The 18,553-nt window shown below is 68.8% G+C and carries 15 protein-coding genes and 1 pseudogene; 4 read left to right on the plus strand and 12 right to left on the minus strand.

The window, feature by feature from the left end:
* Positions 1-15: 15 nt before the first annotated feature.
* Positions 16-549, minus strand: a complete 534-nt coding sequence (locus tag B1818_RS10510; protein ID WP_139363014.1) for a hypothetical protein — start codon at positions 547-549, stop codon at positions 16-18.
* A 431-nt stretch (positions 550-980) separates the two neighbouring features.
* On the opposite strand from B1818_RS10510, the gene B1818_RS10515 reads away from it, so the two are divergent.
* Entirely contained in the window at positions 981-1,655 is a 675-nt protein-coding gene (locus tag B1818_RS10515) for a hypothetical protein (protein WP_078112754.1), read from the plus strand.
* A gap of 13 nt (positions 1,656-1,668) precedes the next feature.
* Here B1818_RS10515 and B1818_RS10520 read toward each other — a convergent pair whose 3' ends face one another.
* Positions 1,669-2,484, minus strand: coding sequence for an SDR family oxidoreductase (locus B1818_RS10520; protein WP_078112683.1), 816 nt, complete (start codon positions 2,482-2,484; stop codon positions 1,669-1,671).
* Between the two features lie 95 nt (positions 2,485-2,579).
* Positions 2,580-3,677 carry a GIY-YIG nuclease family protein gene (locus B1818_RS10525; protein WP_078112755.1) on the minus strand — a complete coding sequence of 366 codons (1,098 nt, stop codon included), beginning with the start codon at positions 3,675-3,677 and terminating at the stop codon, positions 2,580-2,582.
* Positions 3,678-3,785: 108 nt separating this feature from the next.
* Between B1818_RS10525 and B1818_RS10530 the strand changes: the two genes are divergently transcribed.
* Together B1818_RS10530 and B1818_RS10535 are read left to right on the plus strand one after the other, a co-directional pair.
* Positions 3,786-4,370: a TetR/AcrR family transcriptional regulator gene (locus B1818_RS10530; protein ID WP_058249817.1), complete on the plus strand. Its 585-nt coding sequence runs from the start codon at positions 3,786-3,788 to the stop codon at positions 4,368-4,370.
* Entirely contained in the window at positions 4,367-5,914 is a 1,548-nt protein-coding gene (locus tag B1818_RS10535; protein ID WP_078112684.1) for an MFS transporter, read from the plus strand. Before B1818_RS10530 ends, B1818_RS10535 begins: the two co-directional genes overlap by 4 nt.
* 6 nt (positions 5,915-5,920) lie before the next feature.
* Here B1818_RS10535 and B1818_RS10540 read toward each other — a convergent pair whose 3' ends face one another.
* The 9 genes and pseudogenes from B1818_RS10540 to B1818_RS10580 form a co-directional block, all read right to left on the minus strand.
* The gene (locus tag B1818_RS10540; protein ID WP_078112685.1) at positions 5,921-6,847 is read right to left on the minus strand and encodes an ABC transporter substrate-binding protein; all 927 of its coding nucleotides are present in this window, start codon (positions 6,845-6,847) and stop codon (positions 5,921-5,923) included.
* Between the two features lie 28 nt (positions 6,848-6,875).
* Positions 6,876-7,592 carry a class II aldolase/adducin family protein gene (locus B1818_RS10545; protein WP_078112686.1) on the minus strand — a complete coding sequence of 239 codons (717 nt, stop codon included), beginning with the start codon at positions 7,590-7,592 and terminating at the stop codon, positions 6,876-6,878.
* Between the two features lie 66 nt (positions 7,593-7,658).
* Positions 7,659-8,832: pseudogene (locus tag B1818_RS10550) on the minus strand (LLM class flavin-dependent oxidoreductase).
* Between the two features lie 31 nt (positions 8,833-8,863).
* Complete coding sequence (locus B1818_RS10555; RefSeq protein WP_078112687.1) at positions 8,864-9,955, minus strand: LLM class flavin-dependent oxidoreductase; 1,092 nt, start codon at positions 9,953-9,955, stop codon at positions 8,864-8,866.
* Positions 9,955-11,049: an ABC transporter substrate-binding protein gene (locus B1818_RS10560; RefSeq protein WP_078112688.1), complete on the minus strand. Its 1,095-nt coding sequence runs from the start codon at positions 11,047-11,049 to the stop codon at positions 9,955-9,957. Before B1818_RS10560 ends, B1818_RS10555 begins: the two co-directional genes overlap by 1 nt.
* A complete protein-coding gene (locus B1818_RS10565; protein ID WP_078112756.1) occupies positions 11,049-11,861 on the minus strand; it encodes an ABC transporter ATP-binding protein in 813 nt (270 codons plus the stop codon). Before B1818_RS10565 ends, B1818_RS10560 begins: the two co-directional genes overlap by 1 nt.
* Positions 11,858-12,727, minus strand: coding sequence for an ABC transporter permease (locus B1818_RS10570; RefSeq protein WP_078112689.1), 870 nt, complete (start codon positions 12,725-12,727; stop codon positions 11,858-11,860). Before B1818_RS10570 ends, B1818_RS10565 begins: the two co-directional genes overlap by 4 nt.
* Positions 12,724-13,758, minus strand: a complete 1,035-nt coding sequence (locus B1818_RS10575; protein ID WP_058249809.1) for an NrtA/SsuA/CpmA family ABC transporter substrate-binding protein — start codon at positions 13,756-13,758, stop codon at positions 12,724-12,726. Before B1818_RS10575 ends, B1818_RS10570 begins: the two co-directional genes overlap by 4 nt.
* A 107-nt stretch (positions 13,759-13,865) precedes the next feature.
* Entirely contained in the window at positions 13,866-17,630 is a 3,765-nt protein-coding gene (locus tag B1818_RS10580) for an ABC transporter ATP-binding protein (protein ID WP_078112690.1), read from the minus strand.
* Between the two features lie 163 nt (positions 17,631-17,793).
* On the opposite strand from B1818_RS10580, the gene B1818_RS10585 reads away from it, so the two are divergent.
* Entirely contained in the window at positions 17,794-18,543 is a 750-nt protein-coding gene (locus B1818_RS10585) for an IclR family transcriptional regulator (protein WP_078112691.1), read from the plus strand.
* The last annotated feature ends 10 nt before the right edge of the window (positions 18,544-18,553 follow it).

Genomic DNA, 18,553 nt, shown 5'->3' on the forward strand with positions numbered 1-18,553 from the left:
TCAACTGTGGCACGCCTACATCTGCCCGCCATCACCTGCACGCGCTGGCCGCGGCGGCGCACCGCGTCTGAGCAGGTCGGGATTGACGACTCGGATGGCCTGGACGAAGGCAACGATGAGCGCTCCGTAGCTGCACACCGAGTACGGCCAGGGGCTGTGGGTGCTCATTGCGATGCGGGGGTCGTCTCGAATCCAGTAGGTGCAGCGCACGCCGAGGGGAAGGAGCTCGAATCGGTGAGACCAGTCGAGGCTGGGATGGAATGTGCTCACCACGTCTGGAGGCGGCGGTGGTAGTTGCTCAGGCGGAAAGCCGACGGGTACAAACCCATCACGCACCGAACACGTGTGACCGGGGTAGTCGTTGTAATCGTCGAGACTGGTCAACGCGAGGAAAGCAATTGCCCCGCAGATCGCCAGCACCGCAGAAACTGCGGCCGAAGATCGTCGGATGTTTCGGCCAGCGGCTCTGAAGGATAGCCAGATGGTCCACGCCCAGAACATGAGCGCGAGGGCGACCGGTGGCGTGAGCAGCACGAAGAACCCTTCCACCGTCACTCCTTCTCTCGCAGACCGCTACTACTCCGCAATCGTTCCACCTGACCCGGACTCCGATTGACCTCGATATCCGCGTCGGCTCCGGTCCTGCCGGAGGTGAACGAATGAGATTGGTCTCGCAGTGGTCCGCCTGAACCATTCTTCTTCAGCTTCGGCTTCGCCCACCCCGGCTGATTACGGGGCGTGTATGACTGGGCACCCGAGCTCTACACCGGTCCACTCGATCAGCCGTCACTCGCTACTGTGCAGCACCTCCTCCATCCCAACGAGCCCGTCATAGGCTCACCTGTCACTCAGTCGAGCGGTACCGGTTAGGCGACCAGTTGTTCGCGGCTTCTGCCGACACCTAGGACTGTCCCGTCGTCTACCGTCGAATCGTGGCCGACGTCAACTTCTACTTCGATCCCGTCTGTCCGTTCGCCTGGATGACGAGCAAATGGGTGCGAAAGGTACAGGCCCAGCGGGACTACACGGTGGAATGGCGGTTCATCTCGCTACGTCTGCTGAACGCACACGTCGATTACGACGCGCAGTTCCCGCCGGAGTACGAGGCCGGGCACACCGCCGGACTCCGCCTCCTGCGCGCGGCGGCGAGCATCCGCCGCGAACACGGACCGGCCGCCATCGGCCCGCTCTACGAGGCGCTGGGTACACGAATCTTCGACGCGCACACCGGTTCCTACACCGTCGACGCCACCGACTTCCGCGGTACCGCGGAGTTCCTCGGGCCCGTGCTGGATGAGCTCGGGCTACCCGCGCACCACCTGAACGCCCTCGACGACGCCGAGTTCGACGCGGAGATCCAGGCCGAGACCGACGAGGCCCTGTCGCTGACGGGTCGCGACGTGGGTACGCCGATCATCCACTTCCAGCCGCCGGAGGGAGTTGCCTTCTTCGGGCCCGTCATCAGCCGTCTACCAGGTGACGACGACGCGGTCGTCCTGTGGGACCACGTGATCGGCCTGGCGAGTTTCCCGGGTTTCGCCGAGCTCAAGCGGAGCCTGCGGGAGAAGCCACAACTGCGGGCCTTCGGAGTGACCGACGGCGAGGCGGGTGTCGAGGAGGACTGGCACGGCGGGAGTCGGCGCACCAAGAAGTGAAACCGCCCGGCGCCTACTTGAACGGATTGAGCGTCCGGCCGAGGAAGTACTGGATACCCGGCGGAATGGGACGCACGGCCGTCGTGACCAGCTTGTTCACCATGCCGGTCACGCACACCGCGTCGCCCTTCATCACCGCGTTCCACCCCTCGCGCACGACGTCCTCCGGCTCCTGCCACAGCACGCCGGGCAGGCGATCGGCGGTCTCGCGGGTCTCCGCACCCATCGCATCGTGGAACTCACTCCTGGTGAAACCGGGACAGAGCGCCGTCACGTGGATGCCGTGCGATTTCAGTTCCATGTCCAGGGACTGGGACATCAGCAGCACATACGACTTGATCGCGGAGTAGAGCAGGCCCTCCGCCGGAGGCAGCAGCGCCGTGATGGACGAGACGTTCACGATCCGCCCCCACCGGCGCTTCTTCATCCCCGGGAGCACGCGGTGGGACAGCTCGGTCAGCGAGGTCAGCATCAATTGCAGCTGCCCTCCGACCTCCTCCCACGGCGTCTCGGCGAACTTGGTGCTCAGCGACATCCCGGCGTTGTTGATCAGCACGTCGATGTCCAGCCCGAGTTCATCGGCGCGCTCGATGATCGCGGCCGGCGTGCCGGGTTCGGACAGATCCCCGGCGAACACCTCACAGCGAACGCCGTGCTCGCGATGTAGTCGCTTCGACAACTCGTCGAGCCGTTCGGCCCGACGGGCGACCAGCAGTAGGTCGTACCCTTCCGCGGCGAGATGTTCCGCGAACGTCTTGCCGATCCCGGCGGAGGCGCCGGTGATCAGGGCGGTGCGGTGGTCGAATGAACTGCGTCGATCCGAGGACATGCCCAAGCTTTCTGTCGATGGACGATGCCGCGAGTAGAGCAGACCGCACGTCCGTCGTCGGATCACGACAGGTGAGTTTGTTCCAACGACCAGGCTCAGGGAACGTGTCCGTACGGGTGCCAGCCGGACGGATTCCACTTGCCGCCGCGTTCCTGCCGGACCTCGCGCAGGCTGGTACCCACATATCGGGCCTCGAGTTCGGCGTCGGGTTTCCCGGTGTACACCCACCGCTTCGGATCCAGGTTTCCCTCGGCGTCGCAATAGGACTCCCAGTAGTCGACACGGTGGACGGCCCGGACGAGATCCTCGGCGAAGACCAGGACCGGCAGGTCCGGGACGGTGCGGTGCGGCCCCGCACGCCAAGCGCTGCGGGCGGATTCGTAGATCACCTCGGCGGTGGCGTCGCTCCGCGCCGACGCCTCGACCTTCACCAGAACGCATGGATCCGGCAACGGCGGCGACACCGGCGCCGCATGTCGCAGGATCAGCTCCTCGATGCGCCACGGCCCCTGCGCATCCGGCGTCTCTGGAAGTGCCGATCCGGCCAGAGCGACGACGTCGACTACCGTGCGTCGTAGCGAAAGAGCGTGCGCTGCAGCCGAATCGACGGAATCTACGTCGTACCGCAGAATCCAGTGTTCGACGCCGAACCCGTCGGCGTCGATGTCGCGGATGCGCTCGGAGATGGCGGCCGCGACCTCGGCCGGATCGTCGTCGCCGACGATGTCGACGGGGTCGGGTGCGTCGCCCGCCAGCGCGGCGGCGGTGTGGCGGTACACGCGGTTCCCGCGGCCGGCGTCGACGTGGAACACCGTGGCGTCACGCGGATCGACCAGTGCATAGACGTAGCTACCGAGCACCGTTTGCGCCTCGTAGGGAACAGGTTTCGGGGCACCAGGCGCGGGGACCCCGACCGGCCGCAGCAGGGCGAGGACCTCGTCGACCACCGAAGGACGGACCCCGAGCCCCCCGGCGGTGATTCCGCCGAAGACGACCTCGCCGGCGCGCTCCCGGTCGACGAATCGTCGGCCGGCGAAACGGTCGACGGCGCGCACCACATCGGCGACCTCGGCGCGTCGGGCCGCCGCACTGCGGGAGGACGTGCGCTCGTCGTCCGGGTCGAGCATCTCCGCGAACGCCGACGACGACAAGAAGTCGCCGAGCGCCGTCCGGGGCAGCTCGACCGCATCGATCCTGTGCACCGCCATGGTCGCATGATGCCAGCACTCGACACGCAAACCCGCGAAGCTCTAGTGTACGTTTGTACATGTACATTCGTACACTAACTCGAGAGGACGATCATGACGGAGGCAGCGCCCCGCCGCCGACGAGACCCCGAGGAACGGCGGCGCACCATTGTCGAGGCCGCCGCGACGCTCATCACCGAGATGGGCTCCGAGGGGCTCACCCACCGGCTCGTCGCGAAACGTGCCGGTGTGCCGCTCGGTTCGACGACGCAGTACTTCGCCACGCTCGACGATCTGCGCGAGGCAGCGCTCGCCCGCCTGGCCGACGACATCGACTCCGGCTTGGCCGAGGTGGCCGAGACTCTCGCCGAACACGGCCCGGCCGCGGCGGTCTTCGCCGAGACGCTCCACGACTATCTGTCCGACGAGCGGTTGATACGCGCCGACCTCGCGCTCGTGTCGGCCGCCGTCCTCGATCCCGCGCTCCGCCCGCTCGCGGTCCGCTGGCCCGACGGGCTGGTCGAGATCCTCGTCCCGCACGTCGGGCAGACGGCCGCTCGCGCGATCGCCGCGTACACCGACGGCGTGGCCATGCACGCACTCCTCTACGGGACGCCGCTGTCCCTCGACGACCTGACCGCCACCCTGACGGCCCTGACCGGGCTGTCCTCCCCCGAGCACGACCGGAGCCGACGATGACCCAGCGATCCGCCACCGAGACCACCAGCGCAGACGGCTTGTCCTTCCGGCGCCGATGGGCGTCGGCCGCCGTGTTGTCAGCCAGCCTGCTGGTCATCACCGTCGACCTCACGATCCTCAACGTCGCACTCCCCGACCTGGCCGGCGACCTGCGCCCGACCGCCGATCAGCAGCTGTGGATCATCGACGCCTACTCGCTCGTCCTGGCCGGCCTGCTGCTCTCCATGAGTTCACTGGCCGACCGGTGGGGCCGGAAACGGATGCTGGTCACCGGCTTCGCGGTGTTCGGCGGAGCCTCGGCACTGGTCCTGCTGGCCGAGTCACCCGAGGCGGTGATCGCGGTGCGGGTGCTGCTGGGCGTCGGCGGCGCGATGATCATGCCGACCACGCTCTCCCTGCTGCGCAGCATTTTCACCGACCCGGCCGAGCGTGCGACCGCCCTCGGGCTCTGGGCCGCGGTGTCGGGCCTCGGTGCGGCCGTCGGCCCGATCGTCGGCGGAGTTCTGCTCGAGTACTTCTCGTGGCGCGCCGCGTTCCTCGTCAACGTCCCGCTGATGGCGGTCGCCATCGTCGCCGCCGTGCTGATCCTGCCGGAGTCGAAGCACCCGCAACCGGGCCGGTGGGACGCCGTCGGTGCGCTGATGTCGATCGCCGGCATGGTCGCCCTGGTCTGGGCCATCAAACGGTTCGCCAAGGAGGAGAGCCTCGTCGCACCGGCCGCCTGGGTGGCCCTGATCGGCGCGGTCCTCATCCTGACCCTGTTCGTCCGACGCTGTCTGCGACGCACCGAGCCGCTTCTCGACGTCTCGTTGTTCCGCAGCCGGCCGTTCAGTGCGGGTGTTCTCGCCGCGCTCGGCTCGATGTTCGGACTGGCGGCGGCGCTCTTGCTGCTGGCCCAGTGGCTCCAGTTGGTCGAGGGCCACTCCCCGATCGCGGCCGGTGTGCGGCTGTTGCCGGTGGCGGGAGCGGCGATCGTGTCCTCGATGATCGCCGCCCCGCTGTCCCGGATGATCGGAGCCCGAGCCGTCGTGGCCGGCGGTATCGGCATCGCCGGCGTCGGGATGGCGTTGATGTTCCTCGGTTCCGACGGCCTCGACTACGGCACCGTCGCCACCGCCCAGGTGTTCGTCGGATTCGGCATCGGATCACTGGCCATCGCATCGGCGATGATCATGGCCGGCACCCCGGATGCCAAGGCGGGCAACGCCGCCGCGCTGGAAGAGACCGCCTACGACCTGGGCAATGTGCTCGGGGTCGCGATCCTCGGCAGCGTGGCGTCGATCCTCTACCGGACCACGCTGACGGCCGAGCCCGTCCCCGGCGTACCCGCCGAGGTGACCGACGCGGCCGGCGAATCCCTCGGCGCCGCCATGGGTCTCGCCGAAGCCGCCGGCGCGCCCGGGCTCGCAGAGCGGGCGGCAGCCGCGTTCACCGACGCGATGCAGCAGACGAGCCTGGTCGGCGGGGTCACGCTCGTCGCCGTCGCCGTGGCCGTCTTCGCCCTCGTGCCGCGCGGCACGGATGTCACGGCCGCGCAGCACTGACGCCCGTCACGGGGCGGTGACCACCGCCTCGACGGACGGGAGGACTGCGTCCCGCACGCGGACCGGCCGCGGCAGCAGACCGTTGGCGTGCAGGAGGTGGGCGGCGCGCTGCTGCTCGTCGAGGAAATCGTCTGTGACCGGCCCGATCCCGAAGGGCCGGTTACGGATGGCGGCTTCCCAGGCGTCGAGGCTGGCGTCCCCGCCGCGGTCGACGACGTCACGGACGAAGTACTCGGCGGCCTCGCGGGGATGGTCGACGATCCACTGATCCGACTCGCGCAGCGCGTCGACGATCGCGGCCAGTTCCGCAGGGTGCTGTTCGGCGAAGTCGCGTCGCGTGAACCACAGCGACGGGTGGCTGAACAGTCCCTCGGTGTCGATGAGGGTCCGGAGCTCGAGGTCGCGTTCGACGGCGGTGAGGCCCGGGTAGGCGCCCACCCAGGCGTCGATCTCACCGCTGCGGAACAAGTCGGCGCCGTCGGTGACCGACGTGTTGACGGGCACGATGTCGCGCCACGTCAGTCCCACCGAGTCGAGTGCGAACAGCAGCAGGGTCGTCTGCCACGAACCGTGAGCGATGCCCACCCGCTTCCCTTTCAGCGCGGCCACCGAGTCGATGTCGGAGTCGGCCTTCACGACGAGGCGCCCGTTCTCTGTGCGCGGCCCGGACACCCCGACGTACACGAGGTCACGGCCCTGCGCCAGGCCGGTGATCGGCGGCGTGAAACCCGTGCCGATGAAGTCGTACCCGCCCTCGGTGAACAGCCAGTCCGAGTGCAGGGTGGGCAGACCCGTGGTCGGGTCCGGCTCCGGCGACGCGGGCAGGCTCCGCAGGTCGACCCACTCGACGTCGATGCGCTGTTCGAGGATGCCCCGGTGGCGGAGCACGAACAGGGAGTTGTTGTGCGGGAAGTAGCCGACTCGGATGGTCATGCGATCTCCTGGTGTGTGAGGTGGGTGGTCAGAGTTCGGGGATGAGGCCGCGTTCGCGTGCCTCGGGGAGAAGACCGCTGCGCTTCCACTGCACCTCGAGATTGGTGGGGTGGAATTCGGCCGAGCCGCCGAGTCCTTCGGCGATGGCCTGGAACTGGGCTCCCTCCTCCAGCAGGACGATGAACTTCGCGGTGTCGAGCAGACCCCGTCGTCCGATCACGTTGGACCCGCCGTTGGCCTCGAAGATGGCGGCGAGATGCGGATCCTCCTGCAGGCGTTCGAGGATGAACTCCGACGCCGGCTGGTGGCGGTTGATGTGCGGCGGGATCTCGCGGGACAGCGTGAGCCGCTGCGAGGCGGCGTACCGGATCGGTAGGGTCCGGTGGGTCTGAGCCCAGGCCCCGAGCCACGGCGTGTGGATGTGCACGACGGTCGTGATGTCCTCGTGGGCCCGGAACACCGGGGCGTACGAGGTGACGAAACCCGCTGCGCCAGACCCGGACAGGATTTCACCGTCGAAGGACGCCACCACGGGGCGCACGGTCAGGTCGTCGGCCCAGGGGCCGGGGTCGTTCAGCGCGACGGCGATCTCGCGACCGGGCACACGCTCGACGAAGTTGGCGGTCCCGTTCGCCGAGACCGTTCCGGTGGTCCGGAAGACGTCGAATGCCTTCTGCGCGTGTTCGGTCACCTCGGCGACGAAGTCGGCGACCTCGCGGTCGAGTCCGGTTTCTACGGTGGTCATGTGTCTCCTTGCGATGAAATGGGTTGTCTGCCTTCGGCGATGGGTGCGATAGTGGCGCGGGATTCCTCAGGCCACACCCAGGGCGGAACCGGCGGCGGTCTCGGCGCGGCCGAGACGGGATCGTCCCAGGAGCGGGAGGACCTCCTCGCCCACGCGATAGGCCTCCTCGAGATGAGGGTTGCCCGCCAGGATGAAGGCGTCGACGCCGAGATTGATCAGTTCGTCGAGCCGTTCGGCGACCTGCTCGTAGCTGCCGACCAGTCCGAAGGCCGGGCCACCGCGCATGAGGCTGAAGCCGCACCACACATTGGGCTGGACCTCGAGATCGGTGTAGTCGGTGATGTTCTCGGGCACCCAGCCCTTGATCCGGCCCGGCTCCGACGGAGTCGCCCTGCGCCTGGCGGTTCGCCGCGGCGCGGTCGACGTGCTGCCAGCCCTCGGCGATTTCGGCCCACGCCGCCTCGGCGGTGTGCCGGGCGAGGATGTCGATGCGGACCGCGAACCGCGGACGCCGTCCCAGCCGCGCGGCGTGCTCGCGCACCCCGTCGAACTTGGCGCGCAGGTCGGCGAAGGGTTCGAGCCAGGACAGGTAGTAGTCGGCATGATTGCCCGCGGCGTTGACCGCGGCACCGGACGACCCGGAGAAGTAGATCTCCGGAAACGGCGTCTCGGCGAGTTGCGGTGGCAGGACCGCACCCTCGGTGGAGAAGAAGTCGCCGTCGTAGTCGAATGGCTCAGTTCCCCACACCCCCTTGAGGACATCGAGGAACTCACTGGTCCGGCGATAACGGTCGTCGTGCGCGACCTTGTCGCCCCACCACAGCTGGGCGGGGCCTCCGCCCCCGCTGATGATGTTGTAGACCAGGCGTCCCCCGGTCGCCCGCTGCAGGCTGGCCGACATCCGGGCGGCCTGTAGCGGATGCAGGAATCCCGGCTGGAAGGCCACCATGAACCGGTAGGTGCTGGTCTCCCGGGCGAGCGCCGCAGCGGCCGCCCACGGATCGTCGGTCCCGGGGAACGACGGGAGCAGACCGCCGACGAAGCCGGCGCTCTCCGACGCCTTGGCCACGGCCGCCATGTGGTCGATGTAGGTGTACGAGTCACGTTCTCCCGCACGGATCGCCGGCGTCAGGTTGCCCGGCTGGACGCCGCGCCAGTCTCCCCGGTTGAGCCGTCGGGGCGTGCGCAGGGTGGCGTGGTCGCCACCCATCCCTATCCGCCAGTAGAAGTCGATGGTCATGGGTCTCCGCTCGTCTGTCAGGGATCGTCGGTCAGGCGAGGACGCGGTTGCGTTCGTCGGCCCGGAAGAGCAGGTGCTCGGTGTTGCGGTTGAGTTCCTCGATGTTCGGTATGCCCGACAGGACGAAACGCGCGAAACCCTGCTTGGTCAGATCGATGATCCGCTGCGCGACATCGTCATAGGAGCCGACCAGACCGATGGGGTGCCGGTGGCCGATCCGGTCGAACCCGGCGAAGGTGAGGTCGTCGACCCAGAGATCGTCCGTCCGGGTGTCGGCGTCGGCGCCGTAGGCGTCCCGCCATTGACGACGCAGGCGTTGCACCGCTTCGTCTTTCGTCGACCGGGCGATCACCGGTAGGTACAGGCCGGCCGCCACCGTCCGCCCGAGTGCCGACGCACGGTCGACGAGCGGTGCGATCGCCGGCGCCGCACCGGTCGAGGACAACTCGAACAGGTGGATGTCGCCGTGCCGGGCCGACAGTGCGAGCGCCTCGTCGCTCTCCCCGGTCAGGCGGACGGCCGGGAATCGATGACCGTGCACCGACCGATCGAGCCCACCGTCGGTGACCTCGTAGAACTCGCCCACGTGATTGAACTCGCCGCCGTCGAAACCGCCCTGACGGGACCCGGCCCCGTCCCACACGCCTTTCGCCACAGTCAGGAACTCGTCGGCCCGGCGGTAGCGCTCGGCATCGGTCAGCCGGTCGCCGCGCGCTCGGTTGTCCGCGGCGTCGGTCTCCACGCGCAACTGCCACTGCAGCCGGTCCGCGGAGTTCCGTTGCAGGGTCGCGGACACCTTCGCCGCGTAGACCGGCGTTCCGAAACCGGGGTGGAACTCGACGGCGACGCGCGCATGTCGCGTGCGCCGCAACGCGATACCGGCGAGGATCCACGACTCCTCACCCGCCGGGTCGTACGGCGCGATCACCGTGTCGTAGCCGGCGGTGTCGATTGCGGTGATGACCTGCTCGGTCGGATCGAACGGATCCCAGCGGCCGTCCGTTCGGAGGTCGGTGGCCACCGCCGACCCCGGTGATCGTGCCCAGCCGCCGCGGTGACGCGGGGCCGAACCGACGTGCCGACTGTCGCCGCGGGTCGGCACCTCCCATTCGAAAGCGACCATCACGCGTCCCCGGTGATGTCGGCAATGGGTTTGGCCGCACCGATCTCGGCGCGCGCACGGCGCAGGGGCTCGGGATCGACCCAGCTCTCGATGTCGAAGTCGGCGGGCAGGAATCCGTAGGTGTAGAGGAAGCGCTTCTGGATCCCCAGCAGTTCGAGTCGCTCCTCGGACAGCGAGGGATGCAAGGACGTGTGGAAGTCGTCCCCGTACGCGGCGACGACACCTTCGGGCCCCGAGAACGTCTCGCGCGCCAGCACTTCGCGCACGGTCGTCAGGTTCCCGGCAGCCCAGTCGGCCGCGCGCAGGCTCGCCGCGAGGAAGCCGACGACGACCTCCGGATGCTCCTGCAGCAGGTACTCGTGCACGGTGATCGGCCGCGGCGTGCCGTTGTTGACCCGCGACCGCTTCGACTCCGTCGAGTCCAGATCGACGAGGACGCGCAGGCCGTGCTCGGCGGCAGCCTCGGCGGCCCGCGCACCCTTCACGTAGATGGCGTCGACGTCGCCGCCCAGGAGCTCGGGAAATCCGGACGGCACCGACCGCATCCGGTCGGCCTCCGCGGTGCGGACGCGTGGTTCCCAGTTGGCGGCCGTCTCGACCACGTTCACGTCGCCGAACGAGAGTCCGCCGAGTGCGAGCGCGGAGGCGAAGCCGTGCAATGACATCGCGCGGGGAAAGCTGCGGGCCTGGTCGACCGCCCACGCCGGGATGCCGATCCGCTTGCCGCGGAGCCCGGCGGCGTCGTCGATGTCGGAGTCGGGTCCGACGAGGATCGACTGCGATTCGTCGATCCAGGTGAGTCCGATCAGGCGGGTCGGTGAACCCGACGCGCGGGCGACGATCGCCGGCACGTTGCCGCCTTCGCGGATCAGTCCCGACAGCTGGTGGTCGAAGTGGCGCGGGGCGAGTTCGGGGCCGGCGTCCTGGAGGATCGAGAAGTTCAGTCCCGCTGCTGATGCCGGCTCACCGAGCCAGCCCAGGCTGTTGGCGAGCCCGCTCGCGGTGGGGACCGGGCATCGGGTGTACCAGACGGTGTCGGCGTCGGTGGAGGTCGTCGGGGCGGGGGTGGTGGTCGCGCTGTCGATGGTCGTCATCAGGGATTCGTCCTCAACTCGGTGGTGTCGGGATGTATGCGGCTGACGCCGAGCTCGCGGAGGAACTCGGCCCGGTAGCGCAGCGATTCGGGGTCGGAGCGGTCACGCGGGCGGGGCAGGTCGATGTCCTTGTCGACGCCGAAGGTGCCGTCCGACAGGATGATCACGCGGTCGGCCAGCCGGACCGCCTCGTCGACGTCGTGGGTCACGAGCAGCACCGCGGGTTGGTGCCGCGCCACGAGATCGCCGACCAGATCCTGCATCTGGAGTCGCGTCAGGGCGTCCAGCGCGGCGAACGGCTCGTCGAGCAACAGCAGTTCCGGTTCGCGGACGAGGGCTCGGGCCAGTGCGACCCGTTGCGCCTCACCGCCGGACAGGGTGGCCGGCCAGGCGTCTGCCTTGTCCGCGAGGTTGACCTCCGCCAATGCCGCCCGTCCGCGGTCCTTCGTGGTCTTGCCGCCTCGTTGGCCGATCGTCACGTTGGCCAGCGTCCGCTTGGAGGGCACCAGTCGCGGCTCCTGATACACGGTCGTGCGTGCAGCGGGGACGAGGATCTCACCGGAGTCGGGCTCTTCGAGCCCGGTCAGCAGGCGCAGCAGCGTCGTCTTCCCGGTACCCGATGGACCGAGCAGCACCACGAACTCGCCTCGCCGGATGGTCAGGTCGACCGACTGCAGGACCGTCTTCGGACCGAAGGTCTTGGTCACCCCGGTCAGCGAGACCGCGACCGGCCGGCCCGCACGGCGTTCGCGTGCGGTGACCTGCGTCGGCTGCCGCTCGAGGAGTGGGGGCAACGGGGCTTCGGGGCTCATCGGACGGTCACCCCCGCCCGCCACGGCATCGAGTACTTCTCCAGGATGCGGACGACGAGGTCGAAGATCAGGCCCAGGACGGCGTACAGCACGACACACAGGATCTTGTAGTCGGTGCGGTTGTACTCCTGCGCCAGACTCACCAGGTAGCCGATGCCCTCACGGGTGCCGACCTGCTCGGCGGCGATCAGCCCGGTGATCGAGATGGACAGACAGATGCGCAGTGCCATCAGGATTCCGGGCAGCGCCGCCGGAATGATCACGCCGAGGATGAGGCGTCCCCCGGTGAGCCCGAAACCCTGTGCCGCCTCGATCATCTTGCGATCGACGTTGCGGACCCCGAGGTAGCTGTAGGCGTACATGGGCGACACGGTCGCGATGGCGATCAGCAGCACCTTGAAGGTGTTGTCGATGCCGAACCAGGCGATGAACAGGGGCACCAGCGCGAGGAACGGGATGGCCCGGTTGATCTGCATCGTCGAGTCGATGAGTTCCTCGCCGAGCGTGTACAGGCCCGCGAGCACGCCGAGGATCAGCCCGACGCCGACGCCGAGACCGACACCGAGCGCGGCACGCTCCAGCGACGCCAGGGCGAAGTCGACGAGTTGCCCGGTGCGGTAGAGCTCGACGAACGCGTCGAACACGGCCCCGGGCGAGGCGAGGACCGCCGGCGAGATCGCGCCGGTGGCGGTGCCGATCCACCAGACCGCCACGATGACGCCCGGAACCAGGAACCGCAGCGGCAGCGAGAGCCACACCGGACGGGCGCGCTGTCTGCGCGTACGTGGGGTCTCCAGACCGATCGGTGAGACCGGTTGCGACGCAGTCCCTCCGGATGCGGTCTGGGCGATCGTCGACGAGGTCATTTCTGTCCGCTCTCGTACTTCTGCAACTGTGCGGGCAGATCGAAGAAGATGTCCTCGGCGGTGACCGGCTTCTGGATCACGCCGGCTTCGACGAACAGCGCCGACACCGACTCGAGGTCCTCACCGTCTTCCGCCGTGGGGTAACGCGGGGTCGACGCGTCGGCGCCGAGCGCGAGGGCGCGGGTGAGCCGGTCGCCGCTGAGCGCGCGGGGCCCCGCCTTCTCGAAGACGTTCTCGTAGTCGGCCGGATTCTCGCGCTGCTTGTCGGTCAACTGCTGCAACGCCTTCAGGTACGCGTCGGCGACGTCGGGCCGCTCCTCGAGCACCTCGGTCCGGAAGGCGACGATGGTGTTGTCGACCGAGCCGATGCTCTCCTCGGTGGCGATCTCGACACCCCCGGCGGCCTTTGCCTCCTGATACGGCTGGTTGAACGATGCCCACCCATCGACCTGACCGGTGGAGAACGCCGAACCGGCCTCCGCCTGCTGGAGGGGCACCCGCTCGACCTTGTCGAACGGAATCCCCGCCTGCTGCAACGCCTTCAGCGTGATGTACTCGCCCTTGCCCGCGGGGTTGACCGCGACCCGCTTGCCGACGAGGCCGGCGACATCGGTGACGCCGGAGTCCTTGGTGACGAGGATTCCGTTCTGGTCCTTGCCGGCCGGGTCGGCCACCGCGATGATCTTGACGCCGACGTTCTTCGACAGTGCGCCGACGACCGGGCTGTAGGCACCACCGGACACATCGAGCTGGCCGGTGTTGAACAGTTTGAGGTTCGAGGAGAACCCCGGTGTCGAATTGACCCATTCGATCTTCGCGCCCAGCGGGGCCAGCGCCTCGTCGAAGGTCCCGTCGCGCTTGCCGACCGCCAGCGGTCCGGCGTTGCCTGGGTCGGTCACCTTGAGCACATACTGTTCGCCGCCTGCACTGCCACCGTCCGAGTCACCCGACGCGCACCCGGTGGCGACGGTGAACAGCGCTGCCGCCGCAACCGCGGCGGCGGCGAGGCGGAATCGTGGGGTTGCGGGCATGACGGGCTCCTGTTCGACAGGTGGAGGCCGTGTTCGGACGAACACGAGGATTCGGATACCGCAGACGTTAGGTGGACGGAGACAGTCCGCACACCTCTGCGTTTCCATCAGTTGGAAAGCTTGACAACTCCGCTCAGAGCTGGGTCGGTCGGCGCGTAGCTCTGCCACAAGTCGCGGTAGGGCCCGGGCGCCGACACCAGATCCGCGTGCCGTCCGGACTGGACGGCCCGACCGTCGGCCATCACGACGACCCGGTCCGCCCAAGCGGCGGTGGTGAGGCGATGTGCCACGAGAACCGTTGTGCGCTTGCGTGCTACGGCCTGCAACGCGGCCAGCACCTCGGTTTCGGTTCCCGGATCGATGTCCGAGGTCGCCTCGTCGAGGATCAGCAGATCCGGTTCGACGAGCTCGGCGCGGGCCAGGCAGATCAATTGCTGCTGGCCCGCGGACAGCGTCGCCCGACCCGGCCCCACCGGCGTCTGATAGCCCAGCGGCAGCGACGCGATGCTGCCGTGAGCGCCGACCGACCTCGCCGCCCGTTCGATCTCGGCCTGCCCGGCGTCGGGCCGGCCGAACGCGATGTTCGACGCCACCGTGCCGGCGAACAGATAGGGATCCTGTGGCACGTAGGCGATCCGGGGACCGCGGTCCCCCGGGCCCACGTGGCGCAGGTCGACGCCGCCGACCCGCACGACACCGCGGTCGGGCGAGTGGAACCGCAGCAGCAGCTTCATCACGGTGCTCTTGCCCGCCCCGGTCGTGCCGACGACGGCCGCGGTCTCACCGTCGGGGATGACCAGGTCGAGCCCGTCGAGCGCGGGCCGACCACGCGTCCGCGTCGCTGCCGAGTAGCCGAACACCACCCCGTCGAATTCGACTGCCGCGCCGAGTGGTCCGGCGGCGGTACCGGTCGTCGCCGGCCGCACGTTCTCGTCGACGGGGGTGTCGACGGGGGTGTCGAGGAAGCCGCGCATCCGCTGGGTGCCGACCCGAGCCTGAATCCAGAGGTCGAGCACGATCGACAACTGCTGGAGCGGGGTGAAGAACAGATCGACGTAGAGGAGCGCCGCGACCAGCACACCGGTGGCGAGGGAGCCCGCGTCCATAAGCTGTGCGCCGACGATCAGGATGAGCGCCTTGGCCACCACCGCAAGCAGATTCAGGAAGGGAAAGAACACCGAGATGTACAACATCGAACGACGGCGCGCATCTCGGTAGCGTCGCGAGTGCCCGTCGAAAGCACCCGTCGTCCACTCCTCGGCGTTGTGCGCCTGGGTGATCCGCACCCGCCCCAGATGTTCGGAGAGGAGCGCAGTGACGGTCGCGATACGCGAACGCGCCTGCAGGTAGGCCCGATTCGAACCCCGGACGAAGATCCACGACGCCGCCGCGAGCAACGGGATGGTGACGAGCACCGCGGCGGCCAGCCGGATGTCGAGCAGCGCCAGGACCACGAGGATGCCAGCGCACGTGCACACATTCACGATCGCGTTGACCATGCCCTGCGTCATCAGCTGACCGACCGCGTCCACGTCGCTGGTGAGTCGGGTGACGATGCGGCCCGACTGCCGTCCGTCGAAGTAGTCGATCCGTAGTCGCTGCAGATGCCCGAACAGCCTGAGCCGCAACGCGAAGAGCACCCGCTCGAAGACACGCGCAGCGCGCAGCGCCAGCACCCACGAGTTCAGCCAGGACACCAGCGCGATCACCAGGACCAGTGCGCAGGTCGCCCAGAACACGGACGCCGCGTCCACGCCGACGCCGTTGTCGATGCCGTGCCGGAAGAGCGCCGGGATGGCCAGGGTCGTCGCCGCGTCGACGATGACGAGCACGACGCACAGCGCGACGGGCCACCAGAACGGCCGCAGGGAACCGGTCAGGCCGAAGACCTTCGTGCGCGCCGACGCCGGCAACGGCCGGTCGTCGCCCGGCGCGGGCAGTTCGGTCAGCGGCGGAAGCGAAAGCAGTGCCTCGCGCAGGTGCGAGTCCACCTGCTGTACCTGTTTGCCACTCTCGTCCGCGTCGAGGCCCAATCGTGCCCGGACCACCGGATCGGCGCCCGCCTCGTCGACCTCGGGCCAGCTGTCCGGACTCGGGATCGGGTCGTCCCCTGACATCGCATCCGCGACAGCGGTTTCCATCGTTCCTAGCGACCCGCGCCCGGGACCGCCGGCCAGTAGCGACACGACGCGGGGATCGGCCAGCACCTCCGACGGCGGACCGTCGTGCGTGACACGACCCGCCTCGAGGACGATGACCTGATCGGCCAGTTCGGTCGTCGCGGGCCGCCGGGCGATCAGGATCGTGGTCCGGCCGACCATCAACCCCTCCAGGCTCGCCAAAACGGCCCGTTCGGTCGTCGGGTCGAGCGCCGACGTCGTGTCGTCGAGGATCAGCACGGCCGGGTCGGCGGCGAAGGCTCGGGCGAGCGCTATCCGCTGACGCTGTCCGCCCGACAGCGAGATCCCGCCGGGCCCCACCACGGTGTCGTATCCCGCGGGCAGCTTCTCGATGAACTCGTCGGCCGCGGCGGCGCGCGCGGCGGCGACGATTCCGGCGTCGTCGACCGGGGAACCCATCGCGATGTTCTCGCGGAGAGTGCCGGAGAACAGCAGACTCTCGTCGAACACCATCATCACCGCCGACCGGACCGACCGGGGCGACACGGCGCGGAGGTCGGTGCCGCCGATGCGCACCGATCCCCGGTCGGGGTCGAACTGTCGGGCGATGAGCGACCCCAGGGTCGTCTTGCCCGCCCCGGACGGACCGATGATCGCAACCCGGCTACCGGGAGTGATCGATGTGGTCACGCCCTGCAGGACGGGGTGGCCGCCGAGCGCGAGGTCGACGTCGGCCACCTCGATCGTCCCGCGCGGCGACGGGAGATCCGGACCGGTGGGGTCCATCGCCGGCACCGTGTCCAGCAGCGCGAACACCCGGCGCGCCCCCGATCGCGCGAGCTGCATCGTCGTCACCATGGCCGCGAGCAGCCTTGCCGGAGGCGCGAACTGCAGCACGTACGAGGCGAAGGCGAGGAAGACACCCACCGAGACGTGCTCGTTCATGGCCAGCCACCCGCCGACGACCAGCACGCCGAGCTGGGTGAAGACCGGGATCGCGACCATCGCCGCGCTCCAGCGAGCCGAGATCCGCGCACTGCGCAACCGCGAGGCGAACAGCCGGGTCGCGCGGTCGCGGAAACGGTTGCGTCGCACATCTTCCTGGCCGAACGCGCGGATCAGTTCGACCCCGGCGATCTCCTCGTCGACCGCGGCGGCGACCTGGCCCAGCAGCACCTGGTCGCCGAACGAGGCGGGGTAGAGTTCGCGGCGGAGCCGGCGCGTGACCCAGAACAGGACCGGAACGCTCGCCGCCACGACCACGAACAGCGGCGGCGACAGGACGAACATGACGACCAGACCGACCGCGAGCAGTGTCAGGTTGGCGACGAACAACGGCACCTGCGAGATGAACATCTGGATCAGGTTCAGATCCGACGTCCCACGCGAGATGACGTCGCCCGCAGCGAGTTCCGCCCGACGCCGTGCGTCGAGCGCATGCAGGTGCCGGTGAACCGCGACGCGCAGATCGTGCTGCACGTCGACCGCGCACCGGCTGCCGATGTACCGGCGCAGTGCGTGAGAGGCGAAGCTCAGCACACCGATGGAACACAGGACGGCGATCCAGAACGCGAGGGACTGCGTCGGATCGAGCAGGACGTCGTCGACGATGATCTGCTGGACCAGCGGCACCAGTGCCAGCAACCCCTGGCCCACCACCGCCAGCACGAGCGCCACCGACACCCGGCCGCGGTACGGGCGTACCCACTGCCAGAGCCGTCGCAGCCAGCCCGGCCCATTCTCGTCGGTCACACGTCTCCTCGCCCGATCTCGGGACTCTCTGATTTCCGAACTGCACCGCTCGAACCGCGCTGATCCTGATATCGACGGCCCCCTTGCCGAGGAGTATCTTCCGAATAGTGGAAAGTGGCCAGGCCCTGAATCAGGCCGATTTCTAGTCGGGAGGCACGGAGAGATGGCCGGTTCTGGTGTGCAGACCGTGTCGAGGGCGCTGGCCGTCCTCGGCTGCTTCCGCGGTGGGGACGAACTCGGGGTCACCGATGTCGCCCGCGCGCAAGGCCTCGCGCTGAGCACGACTCACCGTCTGCTCACCGCTCTGGTGGACGCCGGGTTCCTCGAGAAGACCGCCGAGGCAAGCCGATACCGCCTCGGCGGGGCGTTGGCACAGTACGGCCAGATCGCCTATCGCCAGCATCGGATCTACCTCACCGAACCACATCTGGAACGCCTTGCCGCGACCACGGGCGCGTCGGCATCGGTCGCGATGCGGTACGGCAACGAAGTCGTCCTCCTCGGCACGAGCCGCTGGCGCGAAGCCGAGGGGCACGCACTCCAGGGCGTGTTGCTGCCGCTGCACGCCTCCGCGCTCGGCAAGGCGCTGCTGGCGTTCTCGCACACCGGCCAGGACGAGCTCGAACGCCTCCCTTACGGAGACGGCACCGACCGTGCCGTCCGAAACGCCGACGAGCTCGCGAAAGAACTGGCCCTCACCCGGGAACGTGGCTACGGCTTCAACGACGAGGAGCTGGCCGCCGGCCACCGCACCATCGGACTCCCGATCTTCCCCGCCGACGGTGGCGCCGACGTGCGCTTCGCCCTCGGCATCCGGGGTGCCACCGAACTCATGAGTCCCGAACGCATCCCGTTCCTCGTCGACCTGGGCCGGTCCACCGCCCGGGACATCAGCGTCGCCCTGGCGCAGTGAGCGAAGAGGT

The sequence above is a fragment of the Gordonia sp. IITR100 genome (assembly GCF_002009645.1).
GTDB classification, from domain to species: Bacteria; Actinomycetota; Actinomycetes; order Mycobacteriales; family Mycobacteriaceae; genus Gordonia; species Gordonia hongkongensis.